This is a genomic window from Trichocoleus sp. AS-A1, assembly GCF_039962015.1.
Lineage (GTDB): Bacteria > Cyanobacteriota > Cyanobacteriia > Cyanobacteriales > FACHB-T130 > FACHB-T130.
Window position 1 is genome coordinate 44735 of the sequence record NZ_JAMPKG010000003.1, and the last position, 21207, is coordinate 65941.

27 protein-coding genes and 1 pseudogene are annotated in these 21207 nt (G+C 47.6%); 9 read left to right on the forward strand and 19 right to left on the reverse strand.

Features of this window, described 5'->3' with window-relative positions:
• Positions 1–162 precede the first annotated feature (162 nt).
• From NC994_RS03495 to NC994_RS03530, 8 genes and pseudogenes are all read right to left on the reverse strand, one after another.
• Positions 163–1182 carry a glycoside hydrolase family 43 protein gene (locus NC994_RS03495; RefSeq protein ID WP_190434276.1) on the reverse strand — a complete coding sequence of 340 codons (1020 nt, stop codon included), beginning with the start codon at positions 1180–1182 and terminating at the stop codon, positions 163–165.
• Between the two features lie 7 nt (positions 1183–1189).
• Positions 1190–1996 (reverse strand): phytanoyl-CoA dioxygenase family protein, encoded by an 807-nt coding sequence (locus NC994_RS03500; RefSeq protein WP_190434278.1) that lies wholly within the window; start codon positions 1994–1996, stop codon positions 1190–1192.
• Positions 1997–2449: 453 nt separating this feature from the next.
• A pseudogene (locus NC994_RS03505) lies at positions 2450–2738 on the reverse strand (type II toxin-antitoxin system VapC family toxin); the annotation flags it as partial.
• Entirely contained in the window at positions 2722–2958 is a 237-nt protein-coding gene (locus tag NC994_RS03510; protein WP_242030398.1) for a type II toxin-antitoxin system Phd/YefM family antitoxin, read from the reverse strand. The pseudogene NC994_RS03505 and the gene NC994_RS03510, both read right to left, overlap by 17 nt.
• A gap of 67 nt (positions 2959–3025) precedes the next feature.
• Positions 3026–3772, reverse strand: coding sequence for a nucleotidyl transferase AbiEii/AbiGii toxin family protein (locus tag NC994_RS03515; RefSeq protein ID WP_190434283.1), 747 nt, complete (start codon positions 3770–3772; stop codon positions 3026–3028).
• Entirely contained in the window at positions 3769–4005 is a 237-nt protein-coding gene (locus tag NC994_RS03520; RefSeq protein WP_190412383.1) for a hypothetical protein, read from the reverse strand. Before NC994_RS03520 ends, NC994_RS03515 begins: the two co-directional genes overlap by 4 nt.
• A 156-nt stretch (positions 4006–4161) precedes the next feature.
• The gene (locus NC994_RS03525; RefSeq protein WP_199299550.1) at positions 4162–4554 is read right to left on the reverse strand and encodes a type II toxin-antitoxin system VapC family toxin; all 393 of its coding nucleotides are present in this window, start codon (positions 4552–4554) and stop codon (positions 4162–4164) included.
• A 97-nt stretch (positions 4555–4651) separates the two neighbouring features.
• Positions 4652–5323, reverse strand: a complete 672-nt coding sequence (locus NC994_RS03530) for a hypothetical protein (protein WP_190412382.1) — start codon at positions 5321–5323, stop codon at positions 4652–4654.
• A 242-nt stretch (positions 5324–5565) separates the two neighbouring features.
• On the opposite strand from NC994_RS03530, the gene NC994_RS03535 reads away from it, so the two are divergent.
• Positions 5566–7482: a GTPase family protein gene (locus NC994_RS03535; RefSeq protein ID WP_190434285.1), complete on the forward strand. Its 1917-nt coding sequence runs from the start codon at positions 5566–5568 to the stop codon at positions 7480–7482.
• Positions 7483–7683: 201 nt separating this feature from the next.
• Positions 7684–8178 (forward strand): peptide-methionine (R)-S-oxide reductase MsrB, encoded by a 495-nt coding sequence (gene msrB / locus NC994_RS03540; protein WP_190434287.1) that lies wholly within the window; start codon positions 7684–7686, stop codon positions 8176–8178.
• 338 nt (positions 8179–8516) lie between these two features.
• Here the strand turns inward: msrB and NC994_RS03545 are convergent, their stop codons facing one another.
• The 4 genes from NC994_RS03545 to NC994_RS03560 form a co-directional block, all read right to left on the reverse strand.
• Complete coding sequence (locus tag NC994_RS03545) at positions 8517–9020, reverse strand: GNAT family N-acetyltransferase (RefSeq protein ID WP_190434289.1); 504 nt, start codon at positions 9018–9020, stop codon at positions 8517–8519.
• Between the two features lie 6 nt (positions 9021–9026).
• Positions 9027–9308 (reverse strand): DUF1778 domain-containing protein, encoded by a 282-nt coding sequence (locus tag NC994_RS03550; protein ID WP_190430711.1) that lies wholly within the window; start codon positions 9306–9308, stop codon positions 9027–9029.
• Positions 9309–9441: 133 nt separating this feature from the next.
• Positions 9442–9828 carry an alr0857 family protein gene (locus NC994_RS03555; RefSeq protein ID WP_190412376.1) on the reverse strand — a complete coding sequence of 129 codons (387 nt, stop codon included), beginning with the start codon at positions 9826–9828 and terminating at the stop codon, positions 9442–9444.
• Between the two features lie 14 nt (positions 9829–9842).
• Positions 9843–10364, reverse strand: coding sequence for an HNH endonuclease (locus NC994_RS03560; protein ID WP_190412857.1), 522 nt, complete (start codon positions 10362–10364; stop codon positions 9843–9845).
• Between the two features lie 410 nt (positions 10365–10774).
• Here NC994_RS03560 and NC994_RS03565 point away from each other — a divergent pair, with 410 nt between their 5' ends.
• Positions 10775–11113: a hypothetical protein gene (locus tag NC994_RS03565; protein ID WP_190412375.1), complete on the forward strand. Its 339-nt coding sequence runs from the start codon at positions 10775–10777 to the stop codon at positions 11111–11113.
• Positions 11114–11247: 134 nt separating this feature from the next.
• On the opposite strand, the gene apcB is transcribed toward NC994_RS03565, so the two are convergent.
• From apcB to NC994_RS03580, 3 genes are read right to left on the reverse strand one after another with little or no spacing between them, the layout of a single operon-like run.
• Entirely contained in the window at positions 11248–11757 is a 510-nt protein-coding gene (gene apcB, locus NC994_RS03570) for an allophycocyanin subunit beta (RefSeq protein WP_190434291.1), read from the reverse strand.
• A gap of 46 nt (positions 11758–11803) precedes the next feature.
• Positions 11804–11932 carry a hypothetical protein gene (locus NC994_RS03575; RefSeq protein ID WP_277879670.1) on the reverse strand — a complete coding sequence of 43 codons (129 nt, stop codon included), beginning with the start codon at positions 11930–11932 and terminating at the stop codon, positions 11804–11806.
• Positions 11922–12257 carry a hypothetical protein gene (locus NC994_RS03580; protein WP_242030399.1) on the reverse strand — a complete coding sequence of 112 codons (336 nt, stop codon included), beginning with the start codon at positions 12255–12257 and terminating at the stop codon, positions 11922–11924. The genes NC994_RS03575 and NC994_RS03580 overlap by 11 nt, the downstream gene beginning before the upstream one ends.
• 472 nt (positions 12258–12729) lie before the next feature.
• On the opposite strand from NC994_RS03580, the gene glnA reads away from it, so the two are divergent.
• The 4 genes from glnA to NC994_RS03600 all read left to right on the forward strand — a co-directional run bounded on the left by glnA (position 12730) and on the right by NC994_RS03600 (position 17156).
• Positions 12730–14151 (forward strand): type I glutamate--ammonia ligase, encoded by a 1422-nt coding sequence (gene glnA, locus NC994_RS03585; RefSeq protein WP_190412373.1) that lies wholly within the window; start codon positions 12730–12732, stop codon positions 14149–14151.
• 348 nt (positions 14152–14499) lie between these two features.
• On the forward strand, positions 14500–15612 hold the full coding sequence (locus NC994_RS03590; protein WP_190434531.1) for a methyltransferase domain-containing protein: 1113 nt from the start codon (positions 14500–14502) through the stop codon (positions 15610–15612).
• 237 nt (positions 15613–15849) lie between these two features.
• The gene (locus NC994_RS03595) at positions 15850–16353 is read left to right on the forward strand and encodes a YbjN domain-containing protein (protein WP_190430709.1); all 504 of its coding nucleotides are present in this window, start codon (positions 15850–15852) and stop codon (positions 16351–16353) included.
• Positions 16354–16391: 38 nt separating this feature from the next.
• The gene (locus NC994_RS03600) at positions 16392–17156 is read left to right on the forward strand and encodes a biotin/lipoate A/B protein ligase family protein (RefSeq protein WP_190434293.1); all 765 of its coding nucleotides are present in this window, start codon (positions 16392–16394) and stop codon (positions 17154–17156) included.
• A gap of 17 nt (positions 17157–17173) precedes the next feature.
• Here NC994_RS03600 and NC994_RS03605 read toward each other — a convergent pair whose 3' ends face one another.
• The 4 genes from NC994_RS03605 to psaK (NC994_RS03620) all read right to left on the reverse strand — a co-directional run bounded on the left by NC994_RS03605 (position 17174) and on the right by psaK (NC994_RS03620) (position 19753).
• On the reverse strand, positions 17174–17665 hold the full coding sequence (locus NC994_RS03605; RefSeq protein ID WP_190434295.1) for a DinB family protein: 492 nt from the start codon (positions 17663–17665) through the stop codon (positions 17174–17176).
• 25 nt (positions 17666–17690) lie between these two features.
• Entirely contained in the window at positions 17691–18890 is a 1200-nt protein-coding gene (locus tag NC994_RS03610; protein WP_190434297.1) for a site-2 protease family protein, read from the reverse strand.
• 182 nt (positions 18891–19072) lie between these two features.
• Positions 19073–19351 (reverse strand): photosystem I reaction center subunit PsaK, encoded by a 279-nt coding sequence (gene psaK, locus NC994_RS03615; protein WP_190412368.1) that lies wholly within the window; start codon positions 19349–19351, stop codon positions 19073–19075.
• Positions 19352–19474: 123 nt separating this feature from the next.
• Positions 19475–19753 carry a photosystem I reaction center subunit PsaK gene (gene psaK / locus NC994_RS03620; RefSeq protein WP_190412367.1) on the reverse strand — a complete coding sequence of 93 codons (279 nt, stop codon included), beginning with the start codon at positions 19751–19753 and terminating at the stop codon, positions 19475–19477.
• Positions 19754–19882: 129 nt separating this feature from the next.
• Here psaK (NC994_RS03620) and NC994_RS03625 point away from each other — a divergent pair, with 129 nt between their 5' ends.
• Together NC994_RS03625 and NC994_RS03630 are read left to right on the forward strand one after the other, a co-directional pair.
• Entirely contained in the window at positions 19883–20524 is a 642-nt protein-coding gene (locus tag NC994_RS03625; protein WP_190434299.1) for a phosphoribosylanthranilate isomerase, read from the forward strand.
• Positions 20525–20687: 163 nt separating this feature from the next.
• Positions 20688–21182, forward strand: coding sequence for a peptidoglycan-binding protein (locus tag NC994_RS03630; protein WP_190412365.1), 495 nt, complete (start codon positions 20688–20690; stop codon positions 21180–21182).
• Positions 21183–21207 lie beyond the last annotated feature (25 nt).

Below are 21207 nucleotides of genomic sequence, written 5' to 3' on the forward strand. Positions count from 1 at the left end.
AAGGACGGTCGCCAATTTCTGTAACCTGGATTATAGGCTAAAAATCTTTCCAGAGAATTGCCCGTATACATGACACTCCTCAAGAGCGATCGCACTTGACATCTTGCCGCCAGCAATCGCTAGAATTGCTTCGGTTTCGGTAAGCGCGATCGCTATTCGCTGTTAGATAGTCTGCGATGTCCAGGTGGGACCCTCACAGCGCGGGCCATCCGCCGTCCAAATCAATTTATCTAAGCACATTCGCCGCGCCGACCTGCCCGTGTCCCAAGCATGGTAAGCGATGTAATCAGTTTTACCATCGGGACCGACAACGATTGAGTTATGACCGGGACCGAGAACGCGATCGACAACAGTTTTCAATACGCGGGGTCCTGCTTCATTCCCCGCATCCGAGTAGGGACCCATGACGCTATCTGCAACGCCATAATCGACACCGTAGTTTTCAGTTTCCCAACGCCCACCGCTGTAAAAGCAGTAGTAGCGATCGCCATGTTTGCGGACACTGGGACCTTCTAAGGTATGCCAATCATAGCGATCGCCGTACATCAAACGGTTCGCTAGAAACCGCTGCCAGTCAGAGCGGGCGCGTAAAACAACTTTCCCCTCTCCAGCCAGTTTTGTCATCCCTATCAATCGGTCTACCATCAGCGCCGTTCCAGCCCTTACTCCGCCTTCTGTATCTAAGAAATCGCGGGCGTAGAACAGATACCATTGCCCATCGTCATCCCGAAAGGCATGGGGATCGATAGCGAAAGGACACGATTCAGGGTCTATGAGGGGTTCACCGATGTCTTGATAAGGCCCCAAGGGGCGATCGCTCGTTGCAACCCGTAACTGATGCCGCTTGTCTTCGTGTCCTACGGAGTAGTAGAGATAGAACTTGCGATCGCAATAAGCAACTTCGGGTGCCCAATAGTTATCTCCCAAAGCAGCGTCTGGGCGCAGCAGTGCATTACCCGCAAACTCCCAGCTTACAAAGTCCTCAGAGCGCAGGAGGGGAAAGACGCGCCGTTTGCCGATTTCGTCCACCTCTCCCTCTGCTTCTGCTGCACCCGTGCCGATTGCGTAATATACTCCCTCGTGTTCCCAAACAAACGGATCGGCAAAATAGCCGTTGTACACCGGATTGGTGTAGGTGCGCTTGCTAGAGAATTCTTCAGGCGTCGGCTCAAATTGAGACATTAGCGTCCTAATACTTGAAATTCACGTAGGTTTCAACTTTGTTCTCTGGCAACTGCTCTACCACGTGGCACCGCAGTAATTCCCTTATTTCCTCTGGCAGACTTTCATAATAGTCCCGTTGCACAGTCAAGTCTACTTTCGCGGTGTGCAGCCAATGCATCACATAGCCCATCACAACCATCGGTCTGGGAGTGTTTGTCCGGTTCGGTGAGCCTCGATGTAGCGCCAGGGGCGAGCGAATCATCACATCACCCGGCTGCATATAAAAGGACTCCATCGGAATTTCGCCAGCAGCCACTTTCACTAACCCTTCCTCACGAGGCAAAACATGAGTCCCCCGTGCCATTTGAAACGGTCCATTGTCTGCCGTTACTTCTACCAGTGGAAAGTTAACCGCCAGCGCGTAGAGTGGCGTTACTATCTGATCTGAGAAAAGTGGGCGAAAGTCCCGGTGAATTTCTTGGTAATCCGAACCCTGTACTGGAATATCAGCCCCCAATTGCACCATCTTATATTCTTGGTAGAATACGCGATTGAGAATCCCCAAAATGACTGGATTCGCAAACACATCTACATTGGCAAAGGGAGCAACCCAGGGGAAGGTTAGATAGAAGCGGGCTTGTTCGCGAGGTGCCAGACCACCCGGTTGATTTTGGCGCTTTTGGAATAATTCATTAAAAGCGTCTCCCCACTCTTCGATTAATCTTCTGTCAAACAGACCCCGAATCACACAAATTCCATCTCGATTGAGTTCTTCAGCAAAGCGATTTAGGTCAGTCGTCGAAAACTTAGCTGTATCTGTAGTTTGAATCATGTTCTGCTCCAATTCAGGGCGTTAGAGTTGAAGTAAAATCTAGCTTTCAAGAGCAAAGTGTTTCAGGAAGCTAGTTTGCTGCTCCCAAAACCTTCCGTATAATTACTGCTTAACAAGGTGTTCAAGAGTTCAGTAATTTCCACGCTTCGCGCTTATGGAATCTCCTGAACTTTCAGATGAAACTGTGACCGAGCTGCTTAATCAGCAGGCAAAGAATGAAGCTGTAAAATCTTCACTCACCCTCAACGGTTGAATTATTAACCACTATCGTCCAATCGTCATTTCCATATCCACAAGCCTTAGTGACCTAGCTTCTCGAAGTTTCATCGCTGCTACTAAAACTGATTCCTCATTGCCTAAAGAAAAACATAGCGTCATCTACTTAATACTATTATTCCCCGCGATAGATGCAGAATAGCAATCACTACTTGAAATCTTAAAAAAACTTTGGGTTAGTTTTGCAAGTTGAGCAACACTATTTTTCTCTGGATGAAGACTGGCGATGAGATGGCAAATGCTTACAGCACGCTATGCGATCGCGCTATTTGGGTAGATAAGTTCCGGGAGACTCTGGCAGTGGTAGCTTGCCTAATTGATACTTGATAATTGCTTCCCACACTGAGACAACACTCAGATATACCTTATTGTCTGGATCGCGGATACTGCCCTTGCGGTCATTTGATAATCGGCAATCGCCACTGATGAACCAAAGAAACACATGGGTATCAAGCAGTAGCTTCATGTCCCTCAAAGGCGGTCAAAATGTCTTCTGCTAATGGAGTGTCAAAATCATCTGGTACAGCGAACTCTCCGGCACAAAGAGCAAAAGGTCGAAGTTGCTTAACGGTTGGTGAAATCAGTCTAATTTCAGCAACTGGCTTTCCTGCTTGCATGACAATAAGAGTCTCACCTGCTTCGACTTGGTGAAGGTAAGTTGCAATATCTTCGCTAAATTTCCTCAATCGTTACCGTTAGCATAGTGTCACTTTTGCATGGTTATGGCTCTTCCCTTATTCCCTCTTGTGTTTCTCAATCAGTAAAAATATCATGCTGCTCCTTAAAATGTCTCTCGGTAGTAGCCAAGCCTAAATCGGTAGCTAGGAAATCAACACCGTCAATAATTCTGGGTATCTTAACTTTATCAACTTGCAGACTGAGAAAGCATTCCTGCCTGTAATGGGGTCTTTCCTGAAAGCGTGCGATCGCAAGTTTTAAAGGACGTATAACTTCATACGCTTTCTCAGCTTTCTCAATTGATTCCTGTGGAATCGAAGATTGCAGCCTAAGAATTGCTAAATCGATTAAATCTCTTGCCTCAACGCTGTCGTCCATGTAGCGATCGCAATTTGAAAGCAACTTAGAGGTGAAACAGTCATTTAGGCTTAAGCAGGCAACAGGCGACCATTTTGGATATCTTGGTGGGTCTAGTTGAAACCGAGCTTCAGCGATTATCTCAATCTTAATGGGGATATTATCAACAATGACTATCATCCGAATTCCATACTGGTCAGTGGTGCCACGTCCAACTTGAATTCTACTTAGATCGTGAAACAATGCTTCATATCCATCATCAAATATGACTGTGCGGAGATACTTATAGCCTGATTCACCAACAGGTGAAATAAAATCAACGTCCTTACTCCAGCGGTATTCTTCAAAATCAAGTGCAAGAAGGGTTCCCCCAGCGAAGTAAGCAGAACCCCTCCTAAGTACCTCAGCATCTAAACTTTCAAGAATCGTGAGGATTGTATTATGGTGATCTAACCTGAAGGTCATAAACAGGCTTGTAGCCAAGAATTGTAGCGTTTTGCAAGTTCCTTGAGAAAACTTAGTTCTTCGCCTTCAAGATTGCTAAATAGCTGGCGATATTTCCAACCCCGCTCATAGCGACTCAGCATTTGCTCCGGAGTAAACCGATAGACATCTCCTGTCTGCCAGCAGATTGACTCCAAAAAAGGCAGCTTTTTTGGGACAACAGGTGGATTAGTTGCTGGTGTAGCGGTTGTCATAGCTCCTCTAATCGACAACTTTGGCTAACTCTACTTCTAGAATAGCCCAATCATTGGCGATGGCATTGCTTCCTACGTGCAACCAAAACCAATTTATACGAACAGAGCGATCGCTCTATTTTACGAAAAGCGATCGCTCGTTGTTATGTTAGTCTCCTATAGGTAGTCATTGGGGTTTTCAATGAGCTGACCCTCACTTGCTGCCGCTACATTCAACTCGTCGTCAGCAGATACAAAGGTTACAGGGAACAAACTGCTAGCTATGCAGAGGGCATTTATCTCACGACCTACCGCTAGCTGAACTGCGTTGTAGCCTCTTAATCCAATTGCTTCCGCTAATGCCATCGCAGAATTGATGAAGCTCGGTGTGATTTCGACAACTTGGTACTCACACTGCAAGCCACTCCTGAACTGACCACACGCTGCTGTCGCGTCCATAGCACTGATACTTCCGCCACGCGCCAGTCGTGTAATTGCAGCGACGCTCTCAACACCTGTAATTGCAGCAATTAGTACGTCGTTGTTTAGTACGGGGTTGAACAAACTCAAAACCCATGCTCAACCACTTTCACCGATGTAGCGTTTGACCAGCGCACTGTTATCTACAAAATAGACAGCCATCTAGCGGCCTTCCTGAATGATTGTCTCAGAAGTTGAACAGATCCAGTTGAACAGATTCATTCTCTTGAGAGCCAGACAAGAAAACCAATTGCCTTGCTTGATAGCGAGTGCGTAATCCTTCCAAAGCATTAGGAGTTGCACAACGGATATCTCTATCTCCTATAAAGCATTCGAAGTGTTCTTGATAGAACTTTTTCATGGGTCTGCTTATAAGTTCATGAGGGTTACAATCTCTGGCTGCGAGAACTTCTAGTGCAGGAACAATAACAATACCAGATTGCTGAGAATAGAGAAAAACAAAGGAGGCGGAGGAATGCGATAACATCTTCTCGCATTGCTCTTTGAGGCGATTGACTTCGTTACTGTTAAAAGTCTGACTGGGTTCAACAAGCTTTGACTGTGCTAAAAATCCTTTTGCAACTTGGTAGCCGTCTAGCGAAAGCTCCAATGCTGCTAAGAAGTCAGCACCAAATTCGCTTTCTTGGCTTCCTCGCCCTCTATCTGTAAGTGTCTTAACCGTCCATTTCACTCCGGCTGTGGTTTGACCATTCAAGACATACTCCATAACGCCTAGTAATCTATCAGTAATTGCTGGCTCTTGCTCAACTCTCCCATCGCGCATAGCAGCCAGTGTTTCTTTTTCTATTTTGCCAATCTTAGAAACAAGACTATTAATAAGCTTTTTGTTAGCGAACATAGCGAGTAAATGTTATTAAGCAGGCATAGTGCAATGGTGCGATTAAAATTATGGCATAGGATCATCTTGGCAATTTGCTCTTCTCATATTGCTTTCGCACACGCCGTGTAGCTTTACTTCACGCGAAGAAATCAGCGATCGTACACGCTGATTCGTCATGCTATCCCGCATCATGGGGTCTAGCATCAGAGGCAGTTAGATCGACAATAACGGTATAAGAAGTCTAATCGAGGGGTGGAGTAATGGTGCAATTAAAGGTGTGGCAGTGGGTGGTGTTGGCAACGCCGATCGCAACGATCGTTGGTTTCTTGCTGATATCGGCAGGGTTGCAGATTCACGAGTGGCGGATTAATTGGATCTGGGGCGTGTTTACCGTTGTATTTGTGGGTTGGCGTTGGCTGCTAGTGAAGTGGACGCGACCGGCGATCGCGCAAATAGAATCGGTCATGGCGGAGGTCAGCGCCGAACTAGAATCTGGTGCAGGCGACACGGTAGGGCTACCAGCAGGAAATGATGCTGTAAATCAAGCGGAAGTCGCTTATCAAGAGATCCTGAAAGCAGCACAGAGCGATCGCCCGATTTGGGAAGATTGGCAAACCTTTTGGCAGCGATGTCAGGATCTGGTCAGTGCGATCGCTCATGTCTACAATCCTGAAGTAAAGTATCCCCTGCTCAACATTCACGTTACCCAAGCTTACGGACTGATTCGGGGAACGGTGGACGATCTGGACGGTTGGATACAGAAGTTATCTCCTGCCCTCGATCGGGTCACGATTGGGCAGGCATACGAGGCATACGGAGTTTACCGCAAGCTGGAACCATCGGCTCGGAAACTCTGGCAAGCCTGGAATTGGGCACAGTGGTTCTTGAATCCGGTGGTGGCGGTAGCAAAACAAGTCACTCAGCGTTCCAGTAATCAGGCAAATCAGGAATTGCTGGGGAATTTGAGCCAGATGCTTCGGGAAGCCGCTCTGCGGAACTTATGTCGGCAAGCGATCGCTCTCTATGGAGGAACGACTACACTACCAGAGTCAGAATCCTCTACTTCCACACCGACACTACCCAAGGCAAAGACGCAAACCCTCCGAGACATCCTGGCTCAAACAGAACCCGTCGAAGCGGTTGAGCAAAAACCTGTCAATATTCTGCTAGTGGGACGAACCGGATCTGGAAAAAGCAGCTTGATTAATACGCTATTTCAAGCAGATCGAGCCGCCGTGGATGTGTTGCCCAGCACCGATAAAATTCAGAATTACCACTGGCAGAGCCAATTAGGGGAAACCCTGACGCTTTGGGATACGCCGGGGTACGAACAAGTGAACCGGGCGGATTTACGAGAGCTTGTGCTGGATTATGCCACCAATGCAGATTTGCTGCTCTTAGTCACTCCTGCCCTCGATCCGGCACTGCAAATGGATGTGGACTTTCTCAAAGATATGAAGGCGGAAGTGGCAGACTTGAGCGCGATCGCCATCGTCACTCAGGTGGATCGTCTGCGCCCCATCCGCGAGTGGGAACCTCCCTACAACTGGCAAGCAGGCGATCGCCCAAAGGAAAAGGCGATTCGGGAAGCGACCGAGTATCGGGCGAAGCTTCTAGGCGACTTCTGCGATTTGGTTCTACCCGTCGTCACAGGTGACACGAAAACGAGTCGAACTGCGTGGGGAATGGACGCGCTATCATTGGCGCTGGTGGATGCGATCGCGCCTACCAAGCAACTCCGCCTTGCCCGCTTTTTGCGTAACTTGGATGCCCGCACTGTCGCTGCTGCCAAAATCATCGACCGCTACACCTTTCAGATGACAACGACACAGGGACTGGCTGCACTCCTCAAAAGTCCCGTTCTCCAGTTCATTGCGACACTGACAACCGGACGACCAAATCTAGCATACGTGCTGGCAGACCAAATTCCCGTGGAGCAATTGCCCGTTGTGATTGGCAAACTCCAGATGGCGTATGATTTGTTCTCGCTCTTGAATCCGGGCGAAAACCCGATCAACTTTGACTTGCTCTCCCTTTGGCCTTTACTACTGGAAAACCCCGCTTCACCAGAACGCAATGCTTGGGCATTTGGTCACGCTTTAGTGGAATATTGGACTCAAAATCTGACAGTTGAACAATTCCGGGAACGATTTGAGTTCTATCTCAAGCAAATTTGAGCCGATGCCTCTTTATCTGCTCTAGGCTTCTTAGCGAATTTTAATCCGGCTATCAAACTTAATTCAGAGCGAACCAACAGGTCGGCGCTAGGCTAACGCCTCGCTTCGCATGAGCGCGATCGCGCATCCTAGAGATAGAGCCAAATAAACTCTCTCAAAGTTGAACTGGCTCGCCTCACATTGACAACTGAATGATGCAGCATGAAAAAACGTTATCTTTTAAAAGCTGGCGCTGTAATTGTAGGCGCGGCATGGTTATCACGCAATCTAATTGGGAATTCGGGAGATATGGCAGCTTCAAACAATAATTTTGAAATCAACAAAACTGAGGAAGAATGGCGTCAAATTTTGACGCCCGAACAGTTTAACGTCTTGCGTAAACACGGTACCGAACGTGCTGGAACTAGCCCGCTTGATAAGCAATACGGTAAAGGAATTTATGCGTGTGCGGCGTGTGAATTACCGCTGTTTACCTCTGACACGAAATTCGACAGCCATACTGGTTGGCCTAGTTTTTATGCTCCCATTGAAGGGGGAGTCGGTACCTCTACAGACAAGTCACTTTTTATGACTAGAGTTGAAGTACATTGCCATCGCTGCGGTGGGCATTTAGGCCATGTATTTAACGATGGTCCACGCCCGACTGGCAAACGCTACTGCATGAACGGTGCTGCGCTTAAATTTATTCAAGGCTAGCGATCGCTCCTGTTTGACTACATCGTTTGGTAGGTGTTCTAGTGAAGCTGGCGAATAGAATTCGCGCCTACATACACAAAACCTGCCTCCGCAGGTTTCAAAAGTCCGCGCAGGTGGACTTCGTTTGTATAGCCGCGATTTCTAATCGCCAAGGCTGCAAGATATGCGATCGCTTCTCAAGAAAAGGGCGCACAGCCGTGCGCCCCTACAGTTAGTTCAAGGAGAAGGTACAAGCTTGTACATCTTGCCAAAGCTTGAAGAGGAAGAATCAAGTGGGTGAAGCTCCTAGTTCGCCATTTAACAATAAATCTGCTTGACCACAGCGACGAAACTACCTGCTATTTACGACTCTTTAATATTGTTGCCATTGGTAGGAAAAGCGAGGATTCATAATCAATTAAGGGAACGAAACCGTATTTCAGATAAAATTGCTTTGACTCATCATCCAGAGCATCAACTCTAACTGCAAAAATCCCTACTTCATCTGCAAGGCGAACTGCTTTACTAAGAGCATCCATTAGTAATCTTTTTCCCAATCCTCTCCCTTGCATTGAGGTGTCAACGGCAAGTTGTCCGATTAACATAGCGGGAACAGGATAACGGGGTAATCTTTTTCTTAGTTGCTCTGGAAGCGAGTCAAACGTAATGCTAGACATACTGATGGTGTAATAGCCAACAACTTCATTACCATCTTCTTTGGGAATAGCAACAAAGGTTTTCGCAATGCCTTTTCTATCGTTTTGTCCAGCGTATTGCTTCAGGTAATCGTTTAACTTTGGAACTCCGCAGTCGAAAGCATCCTTCCTTACACTGCTATCGAGAGGGTGAAAAATCCATTCCACAAAGTATTACTTTTCGTACTCCTGATATTCACACATCGCCGATTTTAAAGCTTCGTTCGGTTCAGGCGGATTCTCTAGTATCGACAAAAAGAGATCCCGATCTCTATCTGACAAAACCAGTGTTTCATGAAAGGCAATGTCCTTTCTGGCAGCATCAAGTGAGTGGCAAAGCACATAAGAACTTACACTGAGTCCCATCAGTGCAGCTGCCTTTTCAAGCGTCTTTTTTTGCTCTTGGCTCAGTCTCAAATCAATTCTGCTTTCTTTGGTATTGCTGCTGGCTGACATAACTAATGTTTAATCAATCTCAGTGTGGTATCCCGCTATGACATACCAATAGTTTGATGTATTATCCGGCAAATGTCCACACAAATACTAAGAAAAAGGGTGGGTTTTTCGACCCACCCCAAAAGTGATTTGATTACCTCAAGGAGGAGGTGCAAGCTTGTGCATCTTGCCAAAGCTTGAAGAGGAAGAATTCAGCGCGATCGCTCATTGCAGTCACAAAAACGCCCTCTCCATTTTTCGAGCCTCCGTCCACCCAGCTACCGTGCAGGCTGACTTCAACGTACTCGGCATCGCAAGCACACAAGCCAATAATTTCCGAACCTTCCTGCTGTGCTTCCTCTACCAACCGTCCGATTTCTGGCAAACTAGCCGGAAGTAAGAAGGAAGCGGTGCTGGGTTCGACTGAGATGGGGGTACCCACTCGCAGCGCTAAAATCACCCGCCGTGTCACCCACTCTTCCAGAGATTGAGCCAGACACTCCAAGTAAAAGCCGTTTTCTGTGTAAGTTAATTTCAGCATTGCTTGGTGTCTCCTTACAAATCCAGGTGATCGTGCTGTTCGCGCCAGAACTGTTCGGCAAAGGCAACAGCAGGGTGCATGGGGGCTTTAGGCTGGGTGCGAAGGGGCATTCCCGCTTGAGTCGGGGTGCGATCGCCTTTGCGTTGGTTGCACCTTTCGCAGGCAATCACTACGTTGTCCCAGGTGTGTTTTCCGCCCTTTGATAAGGGTAGGACGTGATCGATCGTCAACTGTTTCGTGTTACCGCAGTATTGGCAGGTGTGGTGGTCTCTCCGCAGCAATTCCCGACGGTTCACTGGGGGAACCTTCCAAACTCGCTCTGCACTCGTGATGGTGAGGCGAATTTGTTCTGGCACCTCGATTACCACGCTGGGCGATCGCACTTGCCAGCCAGGTGCATCGCTAAACTGCAAAGGTTCGGCTTTCCCACCGATCAACAGAGCGATCGCTCGCTTAATATTGACCCGGCTTATGGGCAAGTAGTTCTGGGAAAATACGACTACCGACCTACCTAACACGTCAGTTGCGCTTGTCACGACTTGGCTCCTCATACAATTAACCCCCGCCTCTGGTAATTAGAAGCGGGGGTTGGAAAAACTTTTTGAGTCTTCTCGTCCTATGTTGGTACGGCTACTTTTAGCCTGTACCTCCCGCTTTGTTTGTTTAGTTTGAGTTCTGCAAACCGCAGACTCCCACCATTATTGCGATCCAAATTTTGATCAATCTCCGTACCTCGTCTCTGACAACCATATCCACCCATAAAAAGAAACTCCACGCCCGCGCCGGCTGATTCCCAACTCGTTAAGGAGTCGGAATCGCTGGCTGAGATGGAGAAAGCAGGTATATGTGTCACAGGAAGGCTTCTTGAACGGTTTAACTTGAATCTGGCTTTCAATATACTACACTTGTATTACTAATCTGTCCACAAATTTTAGGAGAAAAAATCATGCGTACCCTACCTCGCACCTCAACCACTGAAATGGAAGTCACCAGCATACGCTTGGAGAGAGAACTGAAGGAAGAACTCAAAGAACTCGCAGGTCATCAGGGATATCAAGCTTTGATTCGAGATATCCTCTGGAACTACGTGCAGCAGAAATCCGATGATTATAAACCTCAATTCTCTAGGTCTGATATCCTCTCTAGCGTCCCCGCTACAGCGCAGCAAGAACAACGCTGTGTACTGACAGGTAAGTTTATTCGACCGCAAGAGCCAATGTTATTAGGATTTACCAATCATGGCGATCTAGTTCCCTTAAGTGTTGAGAGTTTGTCATCGAGATAGGCTTTTGGTGTCTTCAAATTAGCGTCAGCGCAGCATAAACAAAAGCGATCGCACTCTACCCCCAGTACTAGGTAAAAAGTGCGATCGCTCTTCAGCTAATGACGAATGGCTAATTGTTCGTTGCCATCTGCTGCTTAGACATCCTGTTCGCTTAAATCACGGGTCATGTGGTCAAAGGGCTGATCTACAAATGCTGTATTTGCAACTCCAGCCGCAGCCACTTGTTCTTTCACAATGTCCTTCATGATTTGGATGCCCATTACGGTGGGGCCAATCGGCACTCCCAAAGAGTTGTAAGTTTCCCGAAGACCTTGCAGCACCCGCTCATCCAGCACATTCGTATCACCTGCAACCAACGCATAGCTGGCATAGCGCAGGTAATAGTCCATATCCCGCAGACAAGCAGCATAGCGACGAGTCGTATATGCATTTCCGCCTGGTCGAATCAGTTCCGGCAGTTCTTCAAACAGCCGTGACCCTGCCTGCTTCACAATCGAAGCTGCATTCGAGTTAATCACAGCAGCCGCCTGGACTCGTGCTGTGCCGGTTTCAAAATAGGATTTCAGGGAATCTACGGCATTGCGATCCAGGTAACGACCCGTAACATCGTAATTTTTAATCAGGTTTGTGACTGCGTCGCGCATGAAATTGCTCTCCCAACAACAAGCTATATAGATAATTTTCTATTGTTTAGTGTGCTGTTGCATACCCAGTTTCTAGGGTGTAGTTTACAACAACAAACACTTTCATTAGCATATATCCATCTCCACAAGCATCTCCACATTGTTGAGAGCGATCGCGGCAATTTTTAGCGGGCAATTTTTTCTGGGATGCTGCTGTAAGCCTTCTGACGCATCTGGTTGCCATCCCGTGACCGACCCGTAGAGCCAGCTTTTCGACGGCTCACCGGCTTCAACCAACAGACCCCTCTCATGGGCACTGGCAGTAATGTCAGCTCTTCTGGATATCGCGGCTGCGGATCGTTGAGCAACCAAATAGGCGGCACCATCATCGGGTCATATTCAGCAATAATATCAACCACCCCAGGACGCTGCTTTAGCTCCACTCTCGTCCCAGGACGATACTCAAATGCCTCTTGTTCGTCAAAATCTTGATCAAAATCCGTATTTAAATTAAACATCATGCTTCCCCCCGCACAAAAGTAGCCAAAGCTACTGATTAGTAAAATTGTTGCCGCCTATAAGATTTTTTTGTAAATCTCGCTACAATTTTTAACTTTTTCCCGCTTTAAGTCAAACGGCAACTGCCTTATTCTGTATAGCTGAATACAAAATCTCCTGGCACCTATCCCTAGGATGATCCAGTACATCGATGCCTTACGTCTTGAAAAAAGGCTGAAGACTGTTAGCGTAGCGGCGCGTAAGCGCCAACTGGGAATTGAGTGGGAGAGTTCTTGAGATGGGCAAAAGAGGAGACAAAAGATTTTCAGCCAGGAAAGTTGTACTTCTGGATCGGGAAGTCTCACCTGAAAATGCTTGCTTTCAATCCAGGTTCTCCCCCTCTTGACTTGACGATTCACCAACCCTGATGATCGCTCTTACTGTTTTTTCTGCTTTCCAGACTGAGCCAGCTTAGAAAATAAGGAGTCCGTCGTAATGTTCCAGACCCCGCAAGAATTTTTGACTTACGTCAAAGAAAAAAACATCCAGATCATTGACCTCAAGTTCATCGATATGCCGGGTATCTGGCAGCATTTGTCGATGTATCACGACCAAATTGACGAAAGTAGCTTTACCGAGGGCGTACCCTTCGATGGCTCTAGTATCCGGGGTTGGAAAGCCATCAACGAATCAGACATGGCAATGGTGCTAGATCCGACAACTGCCTGGATCGACCCATTTATGGCAGAGCCGACCTTAAGCGTCGTCTGTAGCATTATTGAACCCCGGACGGGCCAACCTTACAGCCGCGACCCCCGCACCATTGCTCAGAAGGCAGTAGACTACCTAATTTCTACCGGCATTGGCGATACAGCCTTCATTGGCCCGGAAGCTGAGTTCTTCATCTTTGATGATGTCCGCTTTGACCAAAACCAGCATGAAGGCTATTACCACGTAGACTCCGTCGAGGGACGTTGGAATTCTGGGAAAAAAGAAGAGGGTGGCAACCTCGGTTATAAACCCCGCTACAAAGAGGGTTATTTCCCAGTCGCGCCGACGGATACCTCCCAAGATATGCGGACAGAAATGCTGCTGACGATGGCGAAGTGCGGGGTGCCGATTGAAAAGCACCACCACGAAGTTGCTACCGGCGGACAGTGCGAACTGGGTTTCCGCTTCGCAACTTTGGTGCAAGCTGCTGACTATCTGATGACTTACAAGTACGTCATCAAGAACGTTGCCAAGAAATATGGCAAAACAGTCACCTTCATGCCGAAGCCACTGTTTAACGACAACGGTTCTGGGATGCATACCCACCAGTCGATTTGGAAGGATGGGCAGCCGCTATTCGCAGGCGATAAGTATGCTGGCTTAAGCCAAATGGCGTTGCACTACATCGGTGGCATCCTCAAGCACGCACCGGCGCTGTTGGCTTTGACCAATCCCACAACCAATTCTTACAAGCGCTTGGTGCCCGGTTTTGAAGCACCCGTGAACTTGGCTTACTCCCAAGGAAACCGTTCTGCCTCGATTCGGATTCCGCTATCTGGTACCAATCCTAAAGCGAAGCGCTTAGAGTTCCGTTGTCCGGATGCGACTTCTAACCCCTACTTGGCGTTTGCTGCCATGCTCTGTGCGGGTCTAGATGGTATCAAAAACCAAATTGACCCCGGTGAATCCCTGGATAAGGATATTTACGACCTAACCCCAGAGGAACTGGCGAATGTTCCTTCCACCCCAGGATCGCTCGAAGGTGCCCTGGAGGCGTTGGAAAACGATCACGCTTTCTTGACCGAGACGGGCGTGTTCACCCCAGACTTCATCCAGACTTGGATTTCATACAAGCTCGATAACGAAGTCAACCCGATGCGGCTGCGCCCCCATCCCTACGAGTTCGCTCTCTACTATGATTGCTAATTTCTTTTCTCGCTCATGGGAAGGCAAATTGTGTAGGAACAAAGCTTGACGTTTTTGCTAAGCATTCCTGCCAAATCTAGAGCTTGCCTTTCTTAAAGCGTTCTAAGCTGTGGGGTGGGGTATCCCCTTCCTGGAAAACAACTCATCCCTAGCCCGCCACCCATAAGGGTGGCGCTTTTTCTTGTCCCACTGGAGACAGATGGCAGTTGTCGAAACTGAGTTAACATAAGAAATATGTCTTAACAAAAAGACATATAACCGCGCAGCATTTTCATAGTCGTACTCAGTTTTCAGCACCCATCGTTAGCCTCTATGCAGTCAACCTCAAACCTTGACCCAGCAACTACTATTACTGAGACTTTAACCAAGCTGACCTATCAGACTTTTCAGCAAGGCAAAAATTACTTTGGTTTAGCTCATAAAATATTAAATTCTCAGTTGCTGAATTTAATTTCACCTCCACCGGAGGTGAAAACCAAGCCGATTCCGCCAGAGGTTATACAAAAACTGAAACAAAGGCACGATCGGATTATCGAAGCCGATTGGCAGGATGTTGAGCGAGGTGTATATCCCGCTAGCTTACTGTTTGATAACTCATGGAGCGATTTTTTCCGCTATTATCCGATGGTTTGGCTGGATACGCTGCAAGTGCATCAGCGGGCGAACCAAAAGCGGCATCAAGACTTTTCTCCAAACATTTCTACGGATGGTTATCCAAGCTACTACCTGCAAAACTTCCACCACCAAACTGATGGTTACTTAAGTGACTGGTCCGCGAATCTCTATGATTTGCAAGTAGAAATTCTTTTTGGTGGTACGGCAGATGCGATGCGGCGGCGGATTCTCGCGCCATTGAAACAAGGGCTGAAAGCTTTTGATTCTATTCCACCCAGACAAGTTCGCATTCTGGATGTGGCAAGTGGAACGGGGCGCACTTTGAAATTAATCCGCGGCGCTTTGCCGGAAGCATCTCTGTTTGGAATCGATTTGTCACCCGCTTACTTGCGGAAGGCGAATCAGCTGTTATCGGAAAATCCTGGAGAATTGCCCCAACTCCTACAAGCGAATGCTGAGAAAATCCCTTACGTGGATGAGCATTTCCATGCGGTTACTTGCGTGTTTCTCTTCCATGAGCTTCCAGCAGCCGTGCGTCAGCAGGTGATCGAACAGTGCTACCGAGTCACGAAACCGGGTGGAGTCTTTATTATCTGCGACTCGATTCAGGTCAGCGATGCTCCAGACTTGGTGCCACTGATGGAAAACTTCCCAGAAACATTCCACGAGCCATACTACAAACACTACATCACGGATGATTTGGTGAAACGGTTGGAGAAAGCAGGCTTCGAGAATATTTCAAGTGAAGTTCACTTTATGAGCAAGTATTTGATTGCTCATAAGCCGGGTTCTGAAAAGACAACGGCTTTAGATGGAGAACAAAGCGATCGCCAACTTATGGTTTGAAACACGGTGTCGAGAAGCAACAGACGGCATCAAGGCTAAGGCTCGTTACTAGGATGGATATAGCTGTCCTAGTAACGAGAATCAGAAGAAGCGGCTGAAGGCGATCGCTGTATAAGCGATGATTAAACTACTTAACACTTGAAAATAAAAAACTAATCTTTAGAGGTGTCCTCCAAATGTGCCTCTAGGCGATAGAGTTGGTCTAGGCAAACCGCAAAACGATAAGCAGAAGGTATTATGACCACCAACCAGCCTGCTGTGGAAAGTGTTTCCACCCAAGGACTGTCAACAGAGGATCTAGTTACCAATGAGCTGATTGAGGATGCAACGGTAGTCAACTATGTTGATGTAATTCAAACCGTTATCTCCAGCTTGGATCAGGACGATACGGCAATGGTAAGCCGTGGCGAAGACAGCAGCTATCTTTGGAAATTTAAGTACGGTAGCGTTGAGGTGTTTGTGCAACTCACGGGGATTACCGAGGAGGATACTTTCACCGTTTGGTCTTATGTTCTCAAGCTACCTGCCACGAACGAACCGCTGTTGATGCGGAAACTCCTGGAAATGAATTGGTCGGACACGTTTGAATCGCGTTTTGGCATTGTGGAGAACCAAGTGGCAGTGCTGACATCTCGCACTGTCGCCGAGCTTTCTCCCGGAGAAATTTCCCGCGCTGTCACCGTTGTCGCGACGATTGCAGATAATAACGACGAAGCTTTACAAGCTGAATTTGGTAGTTAGTTATTGGTCATTGGTCATTGATTTTAGGCAAATGACAAATGACCAATAACCGCTACTGGCGTTTGATTCCGCTGCTGGAAGCGTCAGGTCGCGTCCAGATGGCAATCGACCGATGGTTACTCGAGCAGCACCATCTGGGTTTGCATCCTCCAGCCTTACGGTTTTATACCTGGTCTCCACCGGCAATTTCGTTGGGATATCATCAACACCGCTTACCTGCATCTTGGCAGCAGCTGGCTGCGGCGGGTGTAGTGGATTTGGTGCGGCGTCCGACTGGCGGACGAGGGGTGCTGCACCAGGGCGATTTGACCTACATGGTGGTAACGTCAGGACTCGCTGGCAGTCGCATCCAAGCGTACCAGGAAATTTGTGAGTTTTTGATTCAGGGATGGCGATCGCTCGGTCTAGAATTGCACTATGGTTCGGCAGGACGGGGTTACATTCACAATCCCAATTGTTTTGGCACCTCGACGGGTGCCGATTTAGTTTTAGCGGATGGTTCTAAATTAATTGGGAGTGCCCAGATGAGGCGAGGCAATACCATCTTGCAGCACGGGTCGATACGTTTGTCACCAGATGCGACGCTGTTTGAACAAGTGTTTGGCGAGGCGGTAACGCCGGTTAAGCTAGGGATTAACCAGCCGGGAGAGGCGCTAGTTCCAACAGTTGTAGAAGCCTTAACGGTAGCAGCTAGCGATTGTTTTGGTATTGAGATGCTAGTGCAGCCTTTGTCAGAAGAGGAGTGGCAGGAAATTTTAGCGCAGCCAGAATTAACAATTCGCTCACAGAATCAAGATAGATAGTGCTAATGCAACTAACTCTAAGGTCGGATAACTCGGTGCATATCTAGAACTGGCGGGGCAATTTCAGTCTGCGTTAACAGATCGTGAACTTGTCCTCGGTGGTGGGTCTGGTGATTAAAAAAGTGTGCGATCAACAAATCAACTGGATCGATATAAATATTTCCTTGGTTATTGCGGTACTTGATCGTACCGCTCAAGAATTCGTCGTTTAAACTATCTGAGAAGGCTTCGATGCGCTCATCTTCTAATACACGCGCTTTGGTAAGCTTGTCGAAATCCTCATAGAGAATTGCGTCAAGTCCGGTTGAGGGGACTTCTTTGCCCTCAAACCGCGATAACCAGATGCGATCGCCTATCATGATGTGATTCAGCGTCCCGTGAATACTTTTGAAGAAGGCTGGTCTGGTACGTTTACGTTCTACATCGTCCAAACGAGTGCAAACTTCATAAAGTCTGCGATTTGCCAGCGTGTTGTAGCGTGCGAGCAACTGGAAGTGCTGTATGAGCATATTCAGACTCGTTTTCTAGTGTCAATTAATCAGTGGTTGATTTTGCGATCGCTTGTAACTGCAAACTCGGCGGATAGGTGCCCTCTGCCTTAACCCGCTTGATTTCTACTTCCGTAATCAGTAAATTCAGCTTCGATGCAACAGCGCGGACAACATCGCCCCGGTCGATAATACCGGCGACTGTCCCAGCCGGTGAGAGGACAGTAATCCAATTTAACTGCTTGGCTTCCATGCAGTTAATTACTTCTACCAAAGGCATTTTCTCTTCAACAGTGGCAATTTCCGTCAGGGGATGCACAATACTATGCAGATTTTGCGTTTCCCACAGACCGCGCTCTACGAAATGCAAATCTTCAACAGAGACTAAACCGCGATAGCGACCTTCACTCGCCGCAAAGTAAACCGGAAAGTGGGAAGCTTCCAAAATGTACTCATCGGCAAACTGGCGCAAGGTCTTGTTCGCATCCACCACCCGAAATTCTTGGGTCATGGCGTCTTTCGCCACGATCTGAAGCAAGGATTCTTGGAGGGTGGTCATCTGGTCGTAGGAACGGGCGTTGCGAATCCCAAACCAGCCGAGTAAGGAAATCCAGAAGCCACTGAACCACTGATCCTTGAACGTAATAATCGCCACTCCGACAGCGATCGCGCCCCAACCTAAAATTAAACCGCTTTTGGCTGCCCAACGGACGCCCTGAAAGCGGTCTCCGGTGAACTTCCACACGGCTGCTTTCACAACTTGTCCGCCATCTAAGGGGAGACCAGGAATCAGGTTGAATAATGCCAAGACTAGGTTAATCTTTGCCAAGTCTAATGCCATGACCTGCACGATACCGGAGATTGGCAGTCCATGAGCCACTAGGTAAAATAGCGAGTACAGCACTAGGCTGACCGCAGGGCCAGCGATCGCCACTTGAAAGGCTGCTTCTGGGGTTTTGGATTCCCGGTCAATTGCTGCTATCCCGCCAAATAGAAATAAAGTAATCGAATTTACTTCAATCCCTTGCGATCGCGCGACTAAACTGTGACCCAATTCGTGCAGTAAAACCGAACCAAACAGCAATAAAGCCATTAATAATCCCGCACCCCCGCCGAGGACTGGACCCAAGACGGGTGAGAAATCCAGGGCATTCGCAAAGGCGATCAAAGCTAAAATAAAAAACCACGAATAATCTATAAATAGCGGAATTCCGAATAGAGAGCCAACTCGCCAAGCTGCCTGCATCAAACTTTCCCATCTAAATCCTTGCACTTACCAGGATATACGACGGCTCTTGTAGAAGCATGAATGATGGAAAATGAAGCGTGAAGTAGGAGAGTGAGCCTTGCCGACCTTTGGGGTAATTGGTGAGCAGTGTCCACCCTACTAACTTCACTGAAAAGACAGTTATTATCGAGCGAGGGCTTCTAAAGGAGACCCGTATTGGTCAGTCCTAAGATGGCACCTGTTCCCAGGATGTGTCCAAAACTCAAACCCGCAATAAATTGAGCGGCGCTAAAGTTCTTACCAAAACCGGGCAGTGGGAAAGGCAGTTTAGGGCCAACTCCCGGCTTTTGGACAGCGTTGCGGGCCAGAAAAAGACCCAGAATGTTGAAAGCAGTCATGACAATGAATACACCAGGGCCGATTGTTGGTGTTGAAGGAACTGTCTGCTGCAATGCTGCAAGTAAACTTAAGTCAATCAATTTCTTTTCTCCTGCTTTGATAAAATCAGCAACGAAGGGATTATAAAACGCGGAGGGAACTGTTGATTCTTCCTGATGGATGAGCTAAATTTTTAAGTCACCCAAAGCAGAAACAATGGCCTTTTAAAGGGCACCTGCGTTGGTTAATCCGAGGATGACGCCTGTTCCAATAATGTGACCGAAGCTCATTGTCGCTAGGAGTTCAGGCACTGTAAAATTGCGTAACAAAGCGGGTTTAGCCAGGGGCAGGTCTGGCCCTACTCCTGGCTTCTGGATAGCGAAGCGACCGATGGCGATCGCCAACAGGTTGCACAGAATCATCACCAATCCGACCATTGGAGTCCACGATGGGGTCGCGGGAACGGTAGATTGTACGGCGGCGAGTATTGTCAAGTGAATCAAGTTCTTGTCTCCTGCTTGGACACAAATATCAAAACCCAAAGTATTATAGAAACCTCTTAGTAAAAAGTCGGAATTTGTTTTAACAGTTAACAGTTATATTAATTTTTGATACAAATCGAAAAAAATTTAATGCGAGTCAAGATTTGCGGGATTACCAAACCAGATCAAGGGCAAGCGATCGCGCAACTGGGAGCAACCGCCCTAGGATTTATTTGCGTGTCCTCCTCCCCGCGCTACGTGAGTGCAGTTCAAATCCGCTCCGTGATGGAACGCTTACCCGCTGACGTTGAGCGGATTGGCGTCTTTGCCAACACAACGCTAGAAGAAATCTATCAATGTGTCGCCATCGCTAACTTGACAGGCGTGCAGTTACATGGCGGAGAAACACCAGAATTTTGCCGTCAGTTGCGCCAATTGCTGCCCAGCGTGGAAATCATCAAAGCGCTGAGAGTGAAAACTCTAGAGGATTTAACTCAGGCAGATGTCTATGCAGAGTGTGCGAATACCTTGTTGCTGGACGCTTATCATCCCCAAATGTTGGGAGGTACTGGCAAAACGTTGGACTGGAAGAACCTCCAACAGTTCAATCCTAGCTGTCCCTGGTTGCTTGCCGGTGGCTTGACACCAGACAATATTTTGGATGCGATCGCTCAACTGCATCCAAGCGGAATTGATTTATCGAGTGGCGTCGAGCGATCGCCTGGAGATAAAGATTTAAATCGAGTTGCGGATTTGTTTGAGAAACTGCGGGGAACACGGTTCAAGTTGTAGGGAGCTTCGCTCTTTTGGCACGATCGCCTCCTGCTAATGGGTGAACAGATAGAACGAGAGCAAACCAATCCAGTTAGTTTACCCGACTGTGCGAAGTGACAAGCACTTTATTAAAAGTACTTTGGAGATGTAGAACACCAACAACTCCAAAGGAATCCACATCATGCTTGCTAACGAATCCAATCAAACCTTCACCAATCAAGCTCAGTTTAATAAACCCGTTCTAGGGTTAGGCAGCTCTGGATCGGTAGTTAGAGAATTACAACAAATATTAACTGATAGATGCGCTTATTTCGGAGCGATTCACGGAATTTTTAATCAAGAAGTAGAATATGCCGTCATTGTTTTTCAGAATTGGGTTTTCCTCAAAGAAGATGGTATTGTCGGGCCGTTGACTTGGCAAGCACTTTATACAGGCGCTCCAGTTAATATGCCCATGCTGAAGCGCGGAGCTAAAGGTGAAGCAGTAATCACACTTCAGCAGGTGCTATTTGTAGCCGGTGACTTTAATGATGAAATTAACGGTGTATTTGGGCCGCGCACCGATGCTGCTGTTAGATTCTTCCAAAAACGCAACGGTTTATTAGTAGATGGAATTGTTGGTGAAAAGACTTGGTATGCTCTTTCTCAAGTGCGTCAGCAAATGGGGGGATGCTGATTGTAAAACCATTTTGTTCTTTTGT